Source organism: Variovorax sp. Varisp46, assembly GCF_059491885.1.
Genome location: NZ_CP168515.1, coordinates 2,139,232 through 2,157,039, shown reverse-complemented (window position 1 = coordinate 2,157,039; position 17,808 = coordinate 2,139,232). Strand labels below are relative to the sequence as shown.

General features: G+C 68.8%; 15 protein-coding genes. 1 reads left to right on the top strand and 14 read right to left on the bottom strand.

Annotation, left to right across the window (positions count from 1 at the left end):
• Positions 1-27 precede the first annotated feature (27 nt).
• Positions 28-1,362: an aminotransferase-like domain-containing protein gene (locus ACEN9N_RS10130; RefSeq protein ID WP_495656000.1), complete on the bottom strand. Its 1,335-nt coding sequence runs from the start codon at positions 1,360-1,362 to the stop codon at positions 28-30.
• Positions 1,363-1,457: 95 nt separating this feature from the next.
• On the opposite strand from ACEN9N_RS10130, the gene ACEN9N_RS10125 reads away from it, so the two are divergent.
• A complete protein-coding gene (locus tag ACEN9N_RS10125; RefSeq protein ID WP_413311814.1) occupies positions 1,458-2,060 on the top strand; it encodes a DJ-1/PfpI family protein in 603 nt (200 codons plus the stop codon).
• A 27-nt stretch (positions 2,061-2,087) separates the two neighbouring features.
• Here the strand turns inward: ACEN9N_RS10125 and ACEN9N_RS10120 are convergent, their stop codons facing one another.
• The 13 genes from ACEN9N_RS10120 to ACEN9N_RS10060 are packed head-to-tail and all read right to left on the bottom strand — an operon-like array spanning position 2,088 to position 17,754.
• Positions 2,088-3,569, bottom strand: coding sequence for a mannose-1-phosphate guanylyltransferase/mannose-6-phosphate isomerase (locus ACEN9N_RS10120; protein ID WP_413311816.1), 1,482 nt, complete (start codon positions 3,567-3,569; stop codon positions 2,088-2,090).
• 44 nt (positions 3,570-3,613) lie between these two features.
• Positions 3,614-4,390 carry a LuxR C-terminal-related transcriptional regulator gene (locus tag ACEN9N_RS10115; RefSeq protein WP_007832138.1) on the bottom strand — a complete coding sequence of 259 codons (777 nt, stop codon included), beginning with the start codon at positions 4,388-4,390 and terminating at the stop codon, positions 3,614-3,616.
• On the bottom strand, positions 4,383-5,474 hold the full coding sequence (gene galE / locus ACEN9N_RS10110) for a UDP-glucose 4-epimerase GalE (protein ID WP_495655999.1): 1,092 nt from the start codon (positions 5,472-5,474) through the stop codon (positions 4,383-4,385). The genes ACEN9N_RS10115 and galE overlap by 8 nt, the downstream gene beginning before the upstream one ends.
• Before the next feature lie 30 nt (positions 5,475-5,504).
• A complete protein-coding gene (locus ACEN9N_RS10105) occupies positions 5,505-6,752 on the bottom strand; it encodes a glycosyltransferase WbuB (protein WP_495655998.1) in 1,248 nt (415 codons plus the stop codon).
• Entirely contained in the window at positions 6,749-8,008 is a 1,260-nt protein-coding gene (locus tag ACEN9N_RS10100) for an MATE family efflux transporter (RefSeq protein ID WP_413311822.1), read from the bottom strand. Before ACEN9N_RS10100 ends, ACEN9N_RS10105 begins: the two co-directional genes overlap by 4 nt.
• Positions 8,009-8,021: 13 nt before the next feature.
• On the bottom strand, positions 8,022-8,960 hold the full coding sequence (locus ACEN9N_RS10095) for a hypothetical protein (protein ID WP_495655997.1): 939 nt from the start codon (positions 8,958-8,960) through the stop codon (positions 8,022-8,024).
• 45 nt (positions 8,961-9,005) lie between these two features.
• A complete protein-coding gene (locus tag ACEN9N_RS10090; protein WP_413311825.1) occupies positions 9,006-9,935 on the bottom strand; it encodes a hypothetical protein in 930 nt (309 codons plus the stop codon).
• 20 nt (positions 9,936-9,955) lie between these two features.
• Positions 9,956-11,032, bottom strand: a complete 1,077-nt coding sequence (locus tag ACEN9N_RS10085; protein ID WP_413311826.1) for a glycosyltransferase — start codon at positions 11,030-11,032, stop codon at positions 9,956-9,958.
• A 14-nt stretch (positions 11,033-11,046) separates the two neighbouring features.
• On the bottom strand, positions 11,047-12,372 hold the full coding sequence (locus ACEN9N_RS10080; RefSeq protein WP_495655996.1) for a hypothetical protein: 1,326 nt from the start codon (positions 12,370-12,372) through the stop codon (positions 11,047-11,049).
• Positions 12,373-12,415: 43 nt separating this feature from the next.
• Positions 12,416-13,411, bottom strand: coding sequence for a GDP-L-fucose synthase family protein (locus ACEN9N_RS10075; RefSeq protein WP_042673190.1), 996 nt, complete (start codon positions 13,409-13,411; stop codon positions 12,416-12,418).
• A 54-nt stretch (positions 13,412-13,465) separates the two neighbouring features.
• Positions 13,466-14,170: a sugar transferase gene (locus ACEN9N_RS10070; protein ID WP_413311828.1), complete on the bottom strand. Its 705-nt coding sequence runs from the start codon at positions 14,168-14,170 to the stop codon at positions 13,466-13,468.
• The gene (locus ACEN9N_RS10065) at positions 14,167-16,491 is read right to left on the bottom strand and encodes a polysaccharide biosynthesis tyrosine autokinase (protein ID WP_495655995.1); all 2,325 of its coding nucleotides are present in this window, start codon (positions 16,489-16,491) and stop codon (positions 14,167-14,169) included. Before ACEN9N_RS10065 ends, ACEN9N_RS10070 begins: the two co-directional genes overlap by 4 nt.
• 39 nt (positions 16,492-16,530) lie before the next feature.
• Positions 16,531-17,754, bottom strand: coding sequence for a polysaccharide biosynthesis/export family protein (locus tag ACEN9N_RS10060; RefSeq protein WP_007832127.1), 1,224 nt, complete (start codon positions 17,752-17,754; stop codon positions 16,531-16,533).
• Between the last annotated feature and the right edge of the window lie 54 nt (positions 17,755-17,808).

The window sequence follows — 17,808 nt, the reverse complement described above, 5'->3', positions numbered from 1 at the left end:
ACGGCCGTGTCGCCTCTGCAGGCACTCTCAGAAGGACTGTTCCGCAATCACCCGGCGCACCGTCCGCAATGCACTGCGCAGGCTGTCCAACCCGACGGAGCCGAGCGCCAGCCGCAGCGCATGCGGCACGTGCTGCGAGGCGGAAAAAGGCTCGGCCGTCGACACCGACACGCCATCGCGCATCAGCGCCGCCGCGACGCGGTCGGCGCGCGTTTCTTCCGGCAAGGGCAGCCAGACGAAGTACGACGCCGGGTGGCGCACGCAGCGCAGCCCGGCGAGCGCGTCGCCGGCAATGGCCTGCCGCGTCGCGGCGTCGTGCCGTTTCTCGGATTCGAGCCGGCCGACGGTGCCGTCCTCCAGCCACGCGCAGGCGATTGCCGTGGTCACGCCGGGGTTGCACCAGGTCGTGGCCCGGATCGACCGTTCGATCTTCGGCACCCAGGCTTCCGGGGCTACGACGAAGCCCACGCGCAGCCCGGTCGCCACGCTCTTGGACAAGCCCGAGACGTACACGGTCGTCTCCGGTGCCAGCGTTGCCAGCGGGGGGGGCGGGTCGTCGGCCAGAAAGGCGTAGGCCGCGTCTTCGATGACGAGCAGGCCGTGCCGCCGCGCGATGGCGGCCAGGCGGCGGCGCCGGCTCGCACTCATCACCCAGCCGAGCGGGTTGTGCAAGGTCGGCATGGTGTAGACGGCCCGCACGCGGCGCTGCGTGCACAGGCGCTCCAGCGCGTCAAGGTCGGGTCCCTGGCCGGATGCCGGAATGGGTGCCAGCTCCAGCCGCTGCGCCTCGGCGAGCACCTTGAAGCCCGGGTAGGTGAGGGCATCGACCGCGATCACGTCGCCCGGCTGCAGCAGCGCCATGACCGTCACTGCCAACCCGTGCTGCGCGCCGTCGACGATCAGCACCCTCGACGGTTCGGCCGCCAGCCCGCGCGACTCGAGGTGCCGCGCAACGCGGGCGCGTTCGTGCATCCGGCCGCCATGGGGCGCATAGCGCAGCATCGCTTCCAGTTCGCCGCCGGCGGCAAGCTGGCGCAATGCGCCGCGCAGCAGCTCGGCCTGTCCGGGCAGCGAGGGGTAGTTGAAGTTCAGGTCCACCAGGCCCGCGGCCACGGCCTGCTGGTCGATACCCAGTCCGCGAGGCCGCACGGTCTCGCGCACGAAGGTGCCGCGGCCGACCTCGCCGCTGACCAGCCCCATGGCCTCGAGCTCCGCATAGACGCGCGATGCAGTGACCAGCGCCAGCCCGTGGCGTTCGGCCAGCCGCCGGTGCGTGGGCAGGCGGGTGCCGGGCTGCAGGCGCCCCGCGCGGATCTCGGCAGCGAGTTGATCGACCAGTTGCTTGTAGCGGGCTTCGGCCATCGCGGGATGTATCCATGACAATTTTTTGATTGTATTGATCGTCTCTCCTACGATGGGCGCGCCCCTTCTTCCAACGCACGAACTCCACGGACACCATGCACATCGCGATCCTTACCTTCGACGGCTTCAATGAACTTGATTCGCTCATCGCGCTCGGCGTCCTCAACCGGATCAAGAAGCCGGACTGGCGCGTGAGCCTGTGCTGCCCGACGGCGGAAGTCACGTCGATGAACGGCGTGACTGTTCGTGCGCAGTCCCTGCTCGAAGACGCGCGCCATGCGGATGCGGTCGTCGTCGGCAGCGGCATCCGGACGCGCGATGTCGTCGCCAGTCCCGAGCTGATGGGGCGCCTCGCGCTCGATCCGGCGCGCCAGCTGATCGCGGCCCAGTGCTCGGGCACGTTGATCCTGGCAAAGCTGGGCCTCGTGGGCAGCGTGCCGGCCTGCACCGACCTGACCACCAAGCCGTGGGTGCAGGAGGCGGGGGTGGAAGTGCTGAACCAGCCCTTTTATGCGCGCGGCAATGTCGCCACCGCGGGCGGCTGCCTTGCTTCTCCCTATCTGGCCGGCTGGATCATCGCCCGCACCGAGGGGCTCGAAGCCGCCACCGCGGCGCTTCACTACGTCGCCCCCGTGGGCGAGAAGGAAGCCTACGTTGCCAATGCGCTGAAGAACATCACGCCGTACCTGCCCCGATGACATTCGGATTCGGCTGAACGCGGAAATTCAGTGGTCCACGGGCGCCTGCAGCACCGCGGTCGCGCCCGATCCGGCCGACGCGTCCGCCAGTATCCTGGCCGGCCCGCAGCGGCCGTAGGTGTCGTCGAAGCGCACGATGTCGTCCTCGCCCAGGTAGCCGCCGGTCTGCACCTCGATCACCTCGAGCACGGTCTTGCCCGGGTTCTCCAGCCGGTGGATCGCTCCCGAGGGCAGGTAGATCGATTCGTTCTCTCGCACCAGCGTGACTTCGCCGTTGCAGGTGGCCCGCGCCGTGCCCTGCACGACGATCCAGTGCTCCGCGCGGTGGTGGTGCATCTGCAGCGACAGCTTGCCGCCGGGCTTGACGGTCAGGCGCTTGACCTGGAAGCGCTCGCCCAGGTCGATGCTGTCGTACGCGCCCCAGGGCCGCACCACGCGGCGGTGCTGGGTGGCCTCGGCGCAGCCTTCCCGCACGAGCTTGCGCACGACGTCAGCCACCTGCTCGGCGCAGCCCACGCCGGCCACCAGCACGGCGTCGGGCGTGTCCACGATGATCAGGTCTTCGGTGCCCAGCGCCACCACCGGCCGGTGCGGCGCGTGGATGAAGGTGTTGCGCGAATTCAGCGCGCTGGCCTTGCCGCTCAGGCGGTTGCCCGCATCGTCCGCCGGATGCAGGCTGGCAACCGCGTTCCAGCTGCCGACGTCGCTCCAGGCGCCTTCGAATTTCACGACCGCGATGTCCTTGTGCTTTTCGAGCACGGCGTAGTCGATGCTGTCGGCGCGGCAGCCCTCGAAGGCAACGGGCTCCAGCCGCAGAAAGCTGCCGTCGGCAGCCACCGCGGCGGTGGCATGTTCGCAGGCCAGGAGGATGTCGGGCGCGTGCTCGCGCAGCGCCGCGACCAGCGTGCGCGCCTGCACGAGGAAGATGCCCGCGTTCCAGCTGTAGCCGCCGTGCAGGATCAGTGTTTCGGCCACCGCCGCCGTCGGCTTTTCCACAAAGCGCGCGACGGCCTGGCTGCGCCCGTCGGCCGAGGGCTCGCCGGCCTCGATGTAGCCGTAGGCGGTGCTCGGAAAACTCGGCACCACGCCGAAGGTGACGATCTTGCCGGCCAGTGCTGCCTTGACGCCGGTGCGCACGGTGCGGGCGAACAGCGCGGTGTCTGGAATGTGGTGGTCGGCCGGCGCGAACAGCAGCAGGTCGCCGGGATCGGCCAGCAGCGCGGCCGAGGCCATGGCCGCGGCGGTGTTGCGCGCCACCGGCTCCAGGATCTGCCGGCCCGTGGCATTGGCGTTCTCCAGCGTTTCCTTCACCAGGAAGCGATGGTCTTCCGACGTGATGCAGGTGATGTCGCGGTTCAGCACCGACAGTCGTTCGAGCGTGAGGTGCAGCAGGCTCTTGCCGCCGACCAGCGGCGCGAACTGCTTGGGCAGCGCCTTGCGCGACAGCGGCCACAGCCGCGTGCCGCTGCCGCCGCACAGAACCACGGGATGGATGAGAGGGGTTGTCATGATGGCCTGCCTGCGTTTCTTTTTGAGGGAGTGGGACGAGGGCTTCAGATCAGCCCTGAGTACGCCGCGTAGCTCACGGCCTGCGCACGCGAATGCACGTGCAGTTTCTTGTAGATGTTCTTGATGTGCGCGTTGACGGTCTGGCCCGAGATGCCGAGCTTGGTGCCGATCTCGTCGGTGACGTGGCCGCGCGCCACGCAGCGCAGGATCTCGCACTCGCGGGCCGTCAGTGTCGCCTCGCGCGCGGGCGGCTCCACCGACGGCGGCATGTTGCCGGGCCGATGGATCAGTCGCGAGAGCAGCCGCCGCGCCAGCCGCGGCGTGATGGCCGCGCCACCGTTGACCACCTGCAGCACGGCCTGGGAAAAGCTCTGCAGCCAGGCGTCCTTCAGCAGGTAGCCGGTGGCGCCCAGTTCGAAGGCATGCAGCACGTGCGCCTCGTCCTCCATCGCGGAAATCACGATGATCTCTCCCGCGCGGTGGAGTTCGCGGGCCTCCTGGATCAGCTCGAAGCCGCTGCCGTCGCCCAACCGCAGGTCGACCATCAACACGTCGAACTCGTGCGTGACGAGCAGCCGGCGGCCGTCGCGCAGGCTGCCGGCCTGGCCTTCGAGCTGGATGCGCAGGTCCGACAGCAGTTCCTGCGCGATGACCCGGCGCATGAACTCGTCGTCGTCAACGAGCAGCACGCGCACCGGCGCGTTTTCCTGCCCCCTCAGGAAGCCGGGCCATAGCGGCGCGGCGGGCGCGCAGACACCCGGTGGATACCCCGAGCGGCCAGCGGCCTGCTCGCCAGGAGATGAGGATGCGTTTTCAGGCATGGCTGTGTCCCGGTTTGGAGTTGATGCTCGTGCTGGTGTTGTCCTGGAAGCGCGGCAGGCCCGAGGCATGGGCCGGTGCCGGGTCGTCGAAACCATGCGGATTCGCGGCCTGCCAGCGCCAGCTGTCCGCGCACATCTGGTCGAGGTCGCGGCGCGCGCGCCAGCCGAAGGCCTGCCAGGCGCCGCGCGCATCGGCCCAGTAGGCGGGTGCGTCTCCTGGTCGGCGCGGCCCGATGCGCAGCGCGATGCGGCGGCCGCTCGCGGGCTCGAAGGCCGACACCACCTCCAGCACCGACGCGCCGCGGCCGGTGCCGAGGTTGGCCATGAGAATGCCGGGCCGGCGGGCCACGTGGCCCTCGGCCACGTCCATCACGTGCACGTAGTCGCGCACGCCGGTGCCGTCGACGGTGTCGTAGTCGGCGCCATGCACCACCAGGCATTCGCACTGGCCGGCCGCGACCTGCGCAATGTAGGGCATCAGGTTGTTGGGCGGCCCGTGCGGCCGCTCGCCGAGCAGCCCGCTTTCGTGCGCGCCGATGGGGTTGAAGTAGCGCAGGCAGGCGATGCTCCAGCGCGCGTCGGCCCGAGCCAGGTCGGCCAGCATGCTTTCCACCATTGCCTTGGTGCGGCCGTAGGGGTTCACCGCAGCGTACGGCGCGCTTTCCGCGATCGGCGAGGGCTGCGAGTCGCCGTACACCGTGGCCGACGAGGAAAACACCAGCGTGCGCACGCCGGTCCGGTCCATGGCCTGCACCAGCGCCAGCGTGCCGGCGAGGTTGACGTCGTAGTAGCTCACCGGGTCGGCCATCGATTCGCCGACCGCCTTCAGGCCGGCGAGATGCACCACCGCTGCGACGTCGTACGCCGCGAACACCCGGTCGAGCGCCACCGCGTCGCGCACGTCGCCGCACACGAGGACGGGCTCGACGCCCGTGATGCACGCCACCCGCTGCAGCGAACGCGCGTCGCTGTTGACGAGCGTGTCGAGCACCACCGGCAGGTAGCCCGCCGCGATCAGCGCCACGCAGGTATGGCTGCCGATGAATCCGGCGCCGCCGGTCACGAGAATTCTGGGTGCGCGCATGGTCGTGGTCCTGGTGTGCGGCGCGTTTCGTCAGCGCGCGATGCAGCGCTGCAGTTCCTCTTCGAGGCGCAGCAGGATGGTGTCGCGGTCCAGCTCTTCCTCCGCGAAGCGGCGGCCGGCCGAGCCCAGCAGATCGCGCGTCGCGGGCGACATGGAGAGCTGTTCGATGGCATCGGCCAGCGCTGCCGCGTCGCCAGGCTCGACCACCACGCCGCGGCCCCATACGGCCTCGCTGAGCGCGGTGCCGGCGTGCGCGGTGACGATCACGGCGCGGCCGCTCGCGAACATGCCGCCGAGCTTCGACGGCATGACGAGGTCCGCGGCATCGGCGCGCTGGGGCAGCACGTGGATGTCGGCCATGCCCAGCAGTTCGTTGAATCGCTCGGCCGGCTGCAGGTCGAGAAAATGCGTGTTGGTCAGCCGGACGCAGGCGTCCATCAGCGAGGCGCGGCTCGGTCCGTTGCCGCAGAACACGAAGTGGATGCCGTGAGAGCAGATCAGCAGGCGCGCCGCCTCGGCCAGCAGCTCGATGCCCTGCTTGCTGCCGAGGCTGCCCGCATAGAGCACCACCACTGCGTCGGCCGGAATGTTCAGCTCGGCCCGATAGCCCTGCGGCGGCACACCTTCGGCCACCGCCGGCCTTGCGACAGGCTGGATGGCCTCCACGTCGACCCAGTTCGGAAACAGCACCAGTGGGGCCTCGTCCACGCCTTTTTCCAGGGCCTTGGCGCACATCGTGGACGAGATGCTCGAGACCCGGTCGAACCGCTGCATGAGCCAGCGCTCGGCCGCCAGCGCGAAGCGCCGCACCCGTTCGCCGCGCACCCAGCCGAGGTCAAATGCCGCGTCCACCTCGTAGTCCTGGATGTGCAGCCACGACCGGATGCCGAGCAGCTTCGCAAAGCACAGGGCGGCCGGCGTGCAGGAAATGGGCGGTTCCACGACGAACACCACGTCGGGCTTCCAGCGCAGTTGCGCCAGCAGTGACGGAATGCTCGACAGCGTGAAGGACAGCAGGTGCCCGATGCGCCCCAGCGCACGGGGCTTCGACGGTACCCAGGTGGGCGCGCGCCAGACCGTGACACCGTTCCAGCCAGTCTTGCGCCAGCTCCACGCCGAGTAGCCCTCGAACACCGACCATTGCGGAAAGAAGGGCGGCGACGCAATCACCCGCACCTCGTGTCCGCGGCCGTGCAGCCACTCAGCCATCTCGCCCGAGTACTTGCCGATGCCGGCCAGCTCGGGCGCGAAGTTCATCGAGTAGAGGAGGATCTTCACGATGCCTGCCTCCGCGCCAGCAGGCGCAGCAGGGGGAAGAAGCCGAGATGCAGGCGCATGCGTGTTTCGTACAGCGCGAGGTCGGTCGCACAGGCGATGAAGAACACGTAGTGCGGCTTGCCCGGAAACATCGCCGCCACCGCGACGTAGGACGCCAGCCGCAGGGCAACCTCCAGCAGCGCCCACCGGCCGAGCGACCCCATCGAGGTCTTCAGCGAGAGCACCATTTCGTGATGGATCGTGTAGGTGCGCAGCAGGAAGTACGGCGCAATGCACAGGAAGATGGAGCGCGCCTCGTTGCCCAGCTTGAGCAGCGGCGCAGCCACCGAGATGAGGGCGGCTAGCCCGACGAAGAGCCCGCAGCCCAGCAGGAAGGAATACTTCGCGAGGCGCAGCTTTTCCGCGGAGAAGTTGTGCGCATCCGTCTCCAGCATCGCGGGTGTCTTCGTCACGAGAAAAGCCTGCACGAACTGCGACGGCGCCTCGGCCAGCAGGAAGGCGATCTTGAAGGCCCCCACGTAGCCGAGCGGCATGAAGTACGCCACGATGAGCAGGTCCGATTTGCGCAGCAGGAACATGAGCAGCGAGTACATCGTTGCGCCGGCCTGCGACGCCAGCCCGAGCGCAGCCCGCCCGGCCGGTGGCGCCGCTCCGTTGCCCGGCAGGCCGATGGCCAGGCGAACCACCACCACGGCGAACAGGTTGATGAGCAGCAGGTGCGCCACGCCCAGCTCGAAGCGCACCGCCACGCAGAGGCCCACGCCGGCGACCAGGATGGTCGAGCGGATGCCGGTCTCCAGGTTGAGCAGCCCTGCGTGGCCGAGGCCGCGGCTGAACGAGAGGCGCAGGCTGTTGAATGCGAAGACCGCCAGCGTGGCAATCACGAGCAGGAAGGGCGCGTCGCCCACCGGCATGTGCTGCACCGCGAGGATCACGGTCGCCAGCATCGCGGCCAGCGGCAGCCCGATGGCCAGCGTGCGCACCACGTCGCCGCGCGTGACGCCCGGCGGTACGGTGGCCGCATTGCGCGAGAACAGCAGCGAGCTGCCCAGCGTGCCCACGACCAGCGCCACTTCCATGACCGACTGGTAGATGGAGTACTCGCCGAAGCGCGCCGGGGAAATGCTCGCCGCCATCAGGAAGATGGCCAGGAAACCCGACAGGTACACATACAGCCGCGAAGCCAGCGCGCCCACGCCCGAAAGCCAGGCCATGCGGGCGCCGGGCAGTGCGAGTTGCGGGCTGAAGTGCTTCATGGCGCAGGCCGGTTCACGGTTGCTTGCTGGCCGAGGCGCGGGGCGCGCGGCGCGGGTCGAAGACCCGGCGCGCGAACGCCGCGGCCCGGAACGCATTGTTCCTGGCGCGGCGTGCCATCTGCAGCACGAAGGTCACGACCGCCACGGCGTACGTGTGGCCGCGCAGTGCGTAGGGCATGGCCATCTTGGCGCTGCCCTGGAAGTGCAGCGCCACCACGCGCGTCATGTCGCCGGTCGTGCTCGTCAGCCAGGCCTTGCCCTCGCGGTACGCGATGCGCTTGGCGCCGCCCAGGACCTTGAACTCCCGCTGCAGCTGGTTGTGCATGCCGTTGATGTTGTGGTCGATGACGGTGCCGTCGAGCACGCGGTTGATGGGCGCGTCGTTGCCCGTGGCGTGGGCCCAGAGGTAGAGCAGTGTCATGTCCGACACGCCGCCGCGCACGCCTCGCGCGGCAAAGCGCGCGGCAATCTCGCGCAGCTTCCTGCGTCCCGACGGGGTGGCGTAGCAGTCGAGCACGTAGGCCACGAACTGGCGCAGGCCGTTCGCGGTCCAGTAGCTCACGTGCGGCGAGATCTGGCAGTGGTTCCAGCCGTCCGAGGTCTGCATGCAGGAACCCGAGAAATCGGCCTTGCCCGCGAGCCGGGCGACATGCGGCCCGGCCCCCTGGAAGAGCAGCACGTCGCTGTCGATCAGCGTGAACTCGCGCACTTCCGGGTTGGATTCCAGAAACCGCGCTAGAAGAAAGTAGCGCCGGAAGCAGATCTTCTCGAACTCGGGCGAGTTGCTCGACAGATGCACGTACGACCGGCAGAAGCGTTCGTAGGCCGGGCCGGCGTCGGTGCTTGAGAGCACGAGAAGCGGCTCGCCGGCCAGCGCGGCCGATTCGCGGCACAGCGCGAGCGTCTTGTTCTGGCGGTCTTCCACGACGATGAAGGGCAAGGATGGATTCATGGCTCTTGTTTGAGGGGTGAGGGGATGTGACAGCACTCGTTGAATTCAGGGGGTGCGCGCCGTGACGCTCTTCATCAGCGCGACATGCGCGGGAAGAAAACGGCCGGTGGCATCGACGGGCATGTCCAGCGTGAAGAGGCCGCGCGCGGCGGCCGCTTCCGAGATCCAGTTGCGCAGCTGCGTGGCCGAGAAGCGCGCCGGCGCCTCGCGGCCCCACGAGGCACTCAGCGGCGTGAGCACGTGGAGCGCCAGCTCCGACGGCGGGGCCGAGAGACGCGCGGGCGGCTGCATGTACTCGCCGGCCATCAGGTTCTGGCAGGGCGCCGATTTCGCGCTGAAGTGCTCCGCGCCTTCCCCCGCGTTGAAGGCCAGCCAGCGGTTGCCCCCGCCCGCGCGGGCTGCGCTGCACAGCAGCTCCCAGCCGGCCGGCGTGATGCCCTTCGTGTTGTAGGTGCCGTCGAACCACCAGCCGCTCACGAGCGAGCCGTAGCGTTCCGACCAGTCGCGGATCACGCTCGACCAGGCGGCGATGAAGCGCGCGGGCGGCGGCTCCTGTTCGGACACGTCGCCCAGGCATTCCATCAGCGCGCGGTCGCCCTGCGGCGCGCGGAACGGCAGGTAGAGGATCAGCGCAATGCCGCGGCTGCGAAGCGCCTGGCCGATTTCCATCGGCAGGTCGCGCGGCGAACGGTTGCCTGCGCTGGCCGGGCAGAGCGCTTCGAGCGCGGCATTGGGCGCGATGTACTGGCCGTTGTTCTGCCCGAGCGTCAGGATCAGGTGCGAGGCGCGCATGTCCGCCAGTGCCGACGCGAAGGCTTCGACGTCGAAGCGCCCGATCTCGCTGATCGACTGCTTGTCGGGCAGGTAATGCACCATCACGCCGAAGCCCGGCACCGGGCCGCCCGCAGGCTGCGCACGGCCGGCCAGCGGCAGTGCCGCCAGCTGGAACGACAGCAGCGCCGCGAGAAATCGCATGGCGCGGAGCGGCCGCTTCGTCATGGCATGGCCCTGGCGAGCGACAGCGTGCCGCGCTTGAGCATCAGGTAGCGGCCCGCGATGGTGGCGGGCGCGCAGGCGGCGGCATGCGCCCATACCGGATGCGTGCGTTCGTGGTGGGCAAGGTGCTTGGCGAGCCGGAAGGGGTCGCTGGAAGCGCTCCCCACGAAGAAGCCGTAGCCCTCGAACAACTCGCGGTGCACCGGAATGTCCGACAGCAGCAGCGGCACGCCCAGCGTCGCCGCTTCGGCCGCCGAGAGGTTGAAGCCCTCGAAGGTGGACAGCGAGATGAAAGCGGTGGCGCCCTGGTAGAGCCGCAGCAGTTCGTCGCGCGACACCAGCCCCCGGTGCCGCACGAAGCCGCGCACCTCGGGCGCCAGCGCGGCCACCATGCGCTCGACCTCGGCCGCGCCGTTGCCGGTGATGTCGAGGTAGTCGACGAGGCCGGCGCGCCGCATGCGCTCGAACAGCGTGAGGATGCCGCCGAAGTTCTTGTGCGGGTAGTAGTGGTAGGCGGCGATGAGGTAGCGCTCGTTCGGCGTCGCGGCGGGCGTCGCGGCGACCCGGGGCGCGTCCACCGGGTTGAAGATGACTGTCGAATGCTCGCAGCGGCCGAAGTGGCGCTCGAAGTCGCGCTGGCTGCTGCGGCTGATGAAGACCACGTCCGCCGCGCTGCGTGCCGCGCGCCACAGGCTCCAGTCCAGGAAGAGGCGCTTGCTGCGCTTGAAGTACTGCGGGTAGGCCTTGTACTGCAGGTCGTGGACGATGACGATCGAATTGCGGTGCCGCCCGAAAAGCGTGACCGGCAGGAAGTAGTTGGGAAAGAGTGAGTACAGCCGCTCCCCCGTCAACAGCGTGCGCAGGCAGTGGAAGTTGTAGAGCAGCGTGTCGAGGATGAAGCGGCTGATCTTCAGGCGCTGCGCCAGGGCGAACAGGCGCGGATGCCGCTCGCTGACCGGTTCGACCCGGTCGTCCTGCGACAGCCGCATGTGGCGAAGCAGCACCTCGGACACATTGAGCACGCCGCCGGCCGCCTTGTTGAGCCGCACGGTGTCGTAGTAGAGGTAGGTGGCCATGGCGATGCCCCTCTTCATGCACTCGGAAGGCCATGCCGCACGGCGCGCGGGAGCGGGCGGCGGGCGCGGGAACTCAGGGCGCCGGCAATGAGAGCGGCGATCAGGCCCGAAGCCGCGAACGGACCCCAGCCCAGGATCGGGCCGCGCATGAACGGCACGTAGGCCGCGAGCAGCACCAGCGCCGACAGGTAGGCGCCCGACAGCGGCCGGTTCGGATCGATGGCGCGGTCGACCATGCGAAAGCCCGCCGAGATCGCAAAGCCGAACAGCGCCGGCCCCGCCAGGCCGAAGTCGAAGTACGCCGTGGTGAAGGGCGGCAGCGACAGGTTGCTCTGGGAGAAGTTGCCGAGGATGGCCGACCAGCCGAGCGGGTCGAAGTCGGGAAACATTTTCAGGTCGCGCGGCAGGAAGAAAGAGAACGCCGAGAGCAGGTAGCGGCCCCAGCCGAGGTCCGGAATGGGCGCGCGCTCCAGAATGCCCGCGACAACGAACATGGCGTCGAAGTCCTGGCTGAACGGGAAGGTCGTGAGCTCCTCGCCCCACATGCTGCCGCGCGAGATCAGGTTCAGCACCGGGCCCAGGCCGGCGATGGAACCGAAGATCACTCCTGCGAGCAGCCAGCGCCGGCCGCGCCCCAGCCCATGGATGAGCAGCGGCAGCAGCCCGATCAGCAGGACCTGCCGCGCCGTGTTCACCGGGTTGGCCGCGGCCAGCGCCAGGCCGAACGCCAGGCCCGCCGCGCACCACGACCACAGCGTGCGGCGGCGCACCGCGTGGATGGCCAGCGCCACGAAGCACAGCAGAACCACCAGCTTGGGCAGCGTGGAATAGAAGATGTAGTCGATCGGCACGTTGTCTTCACCGCTGGCACCGCCCACGACGCCGCGCGCCACGAAGTTGAGTTCGGGCCTGATGAACAGCGAGGCGAAGGCGGCCAGCGAGCAGCTCAGCAACAGAAGAAGGGGGTGGGCCACGCCGACCAGCCGCCGGTCGTGACCACCCGGCAGGTGCTCGGGCGCGTCGGGCACGCCCAGCCGCGCGGCCTCCACGCCGGCCATGTACAGCAACAGGAGCATCAGCGCCTGGGTGTACGCGTCCGTGCGCATGACGCCGGCCTCCCAGAACTCGACGTCCTGCGAGATCTGCATCGCCGGCGCGATCGAGAAGTAGGTGAGGATCGTCGCGTAGTGGATCAGCAGGAACACGCTGCCGCCGGAGGAGCCCAACATCGAGAGCTGGATCAGCGACAGCGCGAACACCGCCGCATAGCCCCACACCGGATCGACCAGGCCGCACAGCATGGCGCAGACGATGCCGGACCAGAAGGAGAGGGTTCGCATGGCGGGCCTGCCGTGGGTGGGTCGATGGATGGGTTGGAACGGTTCAGGCGTGCACGTGCGCCTGGACCGGGTTGCTTTCCTCGAGTGGCCGGGGCGCCTTCTGGTAGTCGGCGTAGGTGCGGCGAAGCCCCTCTGCCAGCGGCACGGTCGCGTGCCAGCCGAGGCTGGCGGCGCGCGACACGTCCAGCAGCTTTCTCGGCGCGCCGTCGGGCTGCGCGAGGTCGTAGCGGATGCTGCCGGTGTAGCCCACGACTTCGCTGATCAGCTCGGTGAGCTCGGCGATCGACACGTCTTCGCCGGTGCCGAGGTTGATGTGCCCGCGCATCGCGTCGGTCTGCCGGTCGTAGTCGGCGCGCGACAGGTTCATCACCTCGAGGCAGCCTTCGACCATGTCGTCGACGTACAGGAACTCGCGCCGTGCGCGCCCGCTGCCCCAGATCAGCACGCTGGGCGCGTTGCTGATCTTGGCCAGGTGGAAGCGCTGGATCAGCGCCGGCACCACGTGGCTGTTCTCCAGGTGGTAGTTGTCGCCGGGGCCGTACAGGTTGGTCGGCATCACGCTGCGGTAGTCGATGCCGTGGCTGGCCCCGTACTGGCGGTTGTAGCTCTCGCACAGCTTGAGGCCCGCGATCTTGGCGATCGCATAGGGCTCGTTGGTGGGTTCGAGCTTGCCGTTGAGCAGGTACTCCTCGCGGATCGGCTGCTCGGCCATGCGCGGGTAGATGCAGCTGGAGCCGAGGAACAGCAGCCGCTTCACGCCCGACACGAAGGCCTGGTGCGTGACGTTGGTGGCGATCGTCAGGTTCTCGTAGATGAACTGCGCGGGGTAGGTCATGTTGGCGTGGATGCCGCCGACCTTGGCGGCTGCCAGGTAGACCTGGTCGATCTGCTCCGTCGCGAAGAAACGGGCCACTGCCGCCTGGTCGAGGAGGTCGAGTTCGCTGTGGGTTCGTGTCACCACGTCGTGGCCCAGTTCGCGCAGCCGCCTTGCCGTCGCCTGACCCACCAAGCCGCGATGACCTGCAACAAAGATTCGCATATGAGCTTTCGTGAAGGGGTTGATGAAGTTCAAGGGAGACGGAATCGAAGCCGGCTACCGGGACCCGCGTGCGCCGGCGACCACGCCGAAGGTCTTCAGCAGGATCACGAAGTCGCGCCACAGCGACAGATGGGCCACGTATTCCGCGTCCATCGCCGCGCGCCGGCGGTAGCTGATCTCGTTGCGCCCGCTGATCTGCCACAGGCCCGTGATGCCCGGGCGCACGGCGCGGTAGTGGTCCCAGTACTCGCCATACAGGTCCTTCTGCGCGAACATGCAGGGGCGCGGGCCCACCATGCTCATGTCGCCCTTGAGCACGTTCCAGAACTGCGGGAACTCGTCGATGCTGTACTTGCGAAGGAAGGCACCGAAGCGGGTGATGCGCGGGTCGTTCTGCAGCTTCTGGTACATGGCCCATTCGCGCCGCGCGGCCTCGTTGTCGCGCAGGTGGCGTGCCAGCACCGCGTCGGCATTGGCCACCATCGAGCGGAACTTGTAGAACTTGAAGACGCGGCCGTCCTTGCCGTAGCGCGGCTGCATGTAGATGGCCGGGCCGCCCGAGGTGTAGAGCACGCCCAGCCAGATGAGCGCGTAGGCCCAGCCGAAGAACAGGAAGAACGAGCCGGCCATCAGGATGTCGGCCGCACGCTTGGCGCGGCGCAGCGAGGGCGTTCCGCCCAGCGGCCCGTATGCGGCCGTGTTGGCCGCCGTGCCACCGGCGCTTCGGCCGGTGGAGGATGTCGATCGCAGCGTGTTCATGATTCTGCGTGCTCCGGCTGGATGCGCTTGGGCATGACGGTGTCGGCCGTGTCCAGCGCGTAGGTGGGTTCGCGGCGGGTCGGGGCATAGGCGTAGTAGCCGTAGCTGTAGCTGCGGGAGTGGCGCTTCGAGGCGTCGACCGCGTTGAACACCGCGCCGTGGAAGGCCGCGCCCACGTGAGCCAGCCGCTTGGCGCTTTCCACCAGCTCGCCGAGCTCGCTCTCGTCGGCGCGGGCCACGAGCAGCACCGTGCCCATGCTCGGCGCCATCGCGGCGGTCTCGGACGCGAGCAGGACGGGAGGACCATCGACGATCACGATGTCGTAGCGCGCGGACAGCGTCGACAGCGTGTGCGCGAAGGTGTCGCTGGTCATCATGGAGGCGGGGTCCGGACGCAGGGTGCCCGCGGCCATCACGTCCAGATGCGGCAGCACATGTTGGTGAATGGCGTCCTCGAGCGGCACGCCACCGGCGATGACGTCGGCCAGGCCCTCCTTGCCCTGCAGGCCGAACTCCTGGCTCAGCTTGCCGCGGCGCAGGTCGGCGTCGATCAGCAGCACGCGCTGGCCCGACGCGGCCAGCAGCGTGGCGAAGTTCGACGACACGAAGGTCTTGCCCGCGCCGGCCGTGGCGCTCGAGATCAGCACCCGGTTGTTGGGCGCTCCCATCGTCACGAACTTCAGCGCAGTGCGCAGCCGGCGCAGGCCCTCGAGCGCAGGGTCTTCCACGTGCAGCGCCGCCAGCACCTTGATGCCGGGCTTGCCCTTGCGAACGGCGCGGTCGAGCACGCGCTGCTGGGTGCTCATCGGGATCGAGGTGTACACCTGCAGGCCGGTAACGGCCTCGATGTCGCCGGGGTTGCCGATGGAGCGCTTCAGGTTCTTGCGGGCCATCGCCGCGGCGCCGCCGAGGAACAGGCCGCCCGCCAGCGCCAGCGCGACGACGATCAGCGGCTTCGGCCGTACCGGCTTCTCGGCCAGCAGCGCCAGGTCGAGCACGCGCACGTTGGCAACCTTGCCTTCCTTGGCCAGCCGCATCTGCAGCGAGCTGTTCAGCAGCGTGGCGTAGAGGTCGGTGTTGACCTTGATGTCGCGCTGCATGCGCAGCGAGTTCTGCTGCAGCATGGGCATGCGGCGGATGCGGCCGTCAACCGAGCCGAGCTCCTTCTTGAGCGATGCGATCTGCGCGTCCAGCGTCTTCAGGTCGGGGTGCGCGGCGGTGAAGCGGCTTGCCAGGTCCAGCCGCTTCTGCTTCGCATCGAGCAGCTTGGCCTGCAGGTCCACGTTCTGCGACAGGGCATTGCGGGCCTCGTCGTCCAGGCTGATGGTGCCGTTCTGGTTGCGGTACTGGTTGTAGGCGTCTTCCGACTGCTCCAGCTGCTGCTTGAACTTGGGCAGCTCGGTGCCCAGGAAGGCCAGCGCGCGCTCGGCCTGCACCGTCTTCTGGTCGATGTTCTGGCGCAGGTAGAGGCGCGAGATCTCGTTGAGCACGTCGGCCAGCTGGGCGCGGTTCGGGGCCTGCAGGCTGACGTCAATCACGCCGGACTGCTTGCCTTTCTCGACCACGCGCAGGTCTTTCTGAAGGCCCAGCAGGGTGAGCTGCTTCGAGTAGCGCACCAGCTCGAAGGCGCCGCCGGGCCGGGCTTCGAAGGAGCCCACCAGCAGGTGCAGGGTGCCGCCGGGCACGGAGGCCTCCAGCGGCACGCCGGCCGTGCCCTTCAGCGGCGTTTCCAGGTCCGGGTTGGTCAGCGTGTAGTTGCCTTCGCTGCCCGCGATCAGCGTGAACTTCTTGCCCTCGAAAGCGCTCGGCACATCCATCTGCGCGACGGCGATCCGCTCGGTGCCCGAGACGAAATTGCCATATCCGAGCACGCCGGGGCTGGAGAGCTGGCTCGAATGCCGAGCGATGAACTCGCCCACCACCGGTATGTAGCGCGGCTTCGCGCTGATGTACAGCCGCGTGTTCTCCATCGCCTGTCCCAGCACCATGCGCGATCTCAGGATCTCGGTCTCGCCGGCGGTCGGCGTCTTCACGCTGATGCCCCCGCCGCCGTTGGCGTCACCGGGAAAGTTGCCGCCGGAGCGGTCGGGGTCTTCCACCTGGATCAGGATGTTGGCCTCGTACATGCGCGGGCCGAACAGCGCGTAGCCCACGCCCACCAGCAGCGCCAGCGCGGCGATGGAGGCAATCAGCCAGCGGCTGTCGATCAGGATGTCGAGGTACTCGTGGAACCGGGACTCCCGGGGCCAGGCCGTGGTCTCGATCACCGTCATGGGGGAAGCCGCAGGTGCGGGAAGCGAAGGTTGCCAGCGCGCGTTCATGGGGTTCACCTTTTCGTGTTGCGGGGCGAGGCTGCGTGCTTACCGGCGAGCGGTGTCGCGGCCGAGGTTGACGACCTGGGCGGACGGCAGGATCAGGCTGATGACGCGGTTCCAGGTGACCAGCGGCACGTGGTCGACGTACACCACGTCGCGCGGCTGCAGCTCGAAGCGGTCGGCCAGCGCCAGAGCTGCCGGGTTCCTCGCGTTGAGGTTGAAGATCTGCTGCGTGTCGAGGTTGTCGGGCGCGTTGCGCACCACGTAGATCTGCCCCGTGCTGGCCGACAGCAAGTCGGGGCCGCCGGCATCGCCCAGCGCCTCGTTGAGGCTCAGGCGGCCGTTGTTGCGCATCAGCAGCGCGCCGGGGCCGCGCACCTCGCCCATCACGAAGACCCGGCTGTCGTCACGGGAGCCGACATTCACCACATCGCCGTTGCGCAGCGCGATGCTGTTGCCGTCCAGGCCCATGGACTGGAGCATCGGCAGGTCGATCACCGTCGAGACGCCGCCGCGCGTCAGCGTGACCCGCGAGCGGTCGCCGCTCTGCGTGAAGCTGCCGGCGCGGCCGATGGCTTCGGACAGCGTCATCGGCACGTCGGTGAAGATCTGCAGGCCGGGCGTGCGCACCTCGCCCTGCACGTAGGCGCGCTGGCTGCGGAACGACTGGATGCGCACCGAGACCTGCGGCTCCTTGATGTAGGTCCCGATGCGCCGCGCGACCAGCTCGGACGCGCCGCTTTCGGTCAGGCCCTGCAGCTTGACACGCCCAATGAACGGAAAGCTGATCTCACCCTTGGCGTCGACGATGAAGCCGGGCGCCACGGCAACGCCGGTCGGGTCGGTCTGCTGCGCGATCACCGCGCCGGCGTTGGGCAGCAGTTCCGGGTGGTTGTAGACGATGATGCCGACCACGTCTCCGGGCCCAATGGTGTAGACCGGCGGCGCGGCCAGCAGGCGCTTCATGCCGTCGGGCGTGGTCTTGGGCCTTTGCGCCATCTGCGAGCGGATCAGGTCGGGCGTGATCGGAATGACCTTGCCGCTGTCGGCCGAGGCGGTGCTGTCGCCCGTGGTGCTGGTGAAGCCGAGCGGTCCCACGCCGCCGAAGCCCGGCGCGCAGCCGGAGAGCAGGACCAGTCCCAGCGACAGCAGCAGGCACAGGCCCAGCCATCGCAGCCGGCCATCGACCTGTGCCGGTGCCAGAGCGCGGGCTCTGGCTGGAAGGGCGCGTGCGCCGCATGTCTGCGTCGCTGGATCGGGGCGTTGCATGGTGATCTCCTTGACGGCCGGTTGACGGTGGGTGGATGGGGAACGACTGGGTGA

Excerpts from the sequence above, each read along its gene's own strand:
- ACEN9N_RS10080 (WP_495655996.1), bottom strand. The coding sequence starts at position 12,372 with ATGCGAACCCTCTCCTTCTGGTCCGGCATCGTCTGCGCCATGCTGTGC.
- ACEN9N_RS10075 (WP_042673190.1), bottom strand. The coding sequence starts at position 13,411 with ATGCGAATCTTTGTTGCAGGTCATCGCGGCTTGGTGGGTCAGGCGACG.
- ACEN9N_RS10090 (WP_413311825.1), bottom strand. The coding sequence starts at position 9,935 with ATGCGATTTCTCGCGGCGCTGCTGTCGTTCCAGCTGGCGGCACTGCCG.
- ACEN9N_RS10120 (WP_413311816.1), bottom strand. The coding sequence starts at position 3,569 with ATGACAACCCCTCTCATCCATCCCGTGGTTCTGTGCGGCGGCAGCGGC.
- ACEN9N_RS10130 (WP_495656000.1), bottom strand. The coding sequence starts at position 1,362 with ATGGCCGAAGCCCGCTACAAGCAACTGGTCGATCAACTCGCTGCCGAG.
- ACEN9N_RS10095 (WP_495655997.1), bottom strand. The coding sequence starts at position 8,960 with ATGAATCCATCCTTGCCCTTCATCGTCGTGGAAGACCGCCAGAACAAG.
- ACEN9N_RS10060 (WP_007832127.1), bottom strand. The coding sequence starts at position 17,754 with ATGCAACGCCCCGATCCAGCGACGCAGACATGCGGCGCACGCGCCCTT.
- ACEN9N_RS10100 (WP_413311822.1), bottom strand. The coding sequence starts at position 8,008 with ATGAAGCACTTCAGCCCGCAACTCGCACTGCCCGGCGCCCGCATGGCC.
- ACEN9N_RS10115 (WP_007832138.1), bottom strand. The coding sequence starts at position 4,390 with ATGCCTGAAAACGCATCCTCATCTCCTGGCGAGCAGGCCGCTGGCCGC.
- ACEN9N_RS10065 (WP_495655995.1), bottom strand. The coding sequence starts at position 16,491 with ATGAACGCGCGCTGGCAACCTTCGCTTCCCGCACCTGCGGCTTCCCCC.
- ACEN9N_RS10125 (WP_413311814.1), top strand. The coding sequence starts at position 1,458 with ATGCACATCGCGATCCTTACCTTCGACGGCTTCAATGAACTTGATTCG.
- ACEN9N_RS10085 (WP_413311826.1), bottom strand. The coding sequence starts at position 11,032 with ATGGCCACCTACCTCTACTACGACACCGTGCGGCTCAACAAGGCGGCC.
- ACEN9N_RS10070 (WP_413311828.1), bottom strand. The coding sequence starts at position 14,170 with ATGAACACGCTGCGATCGACATCCTCCACCGGCCGAAGCGCCGGTGGC.
- galE (WP_495655999.1), bottom strand. The coding sequence starts at position 5,474 with ATGCGCGCACCCAGAATTCTCGTGACCGGCGGCGCCGGATTCATCGGC.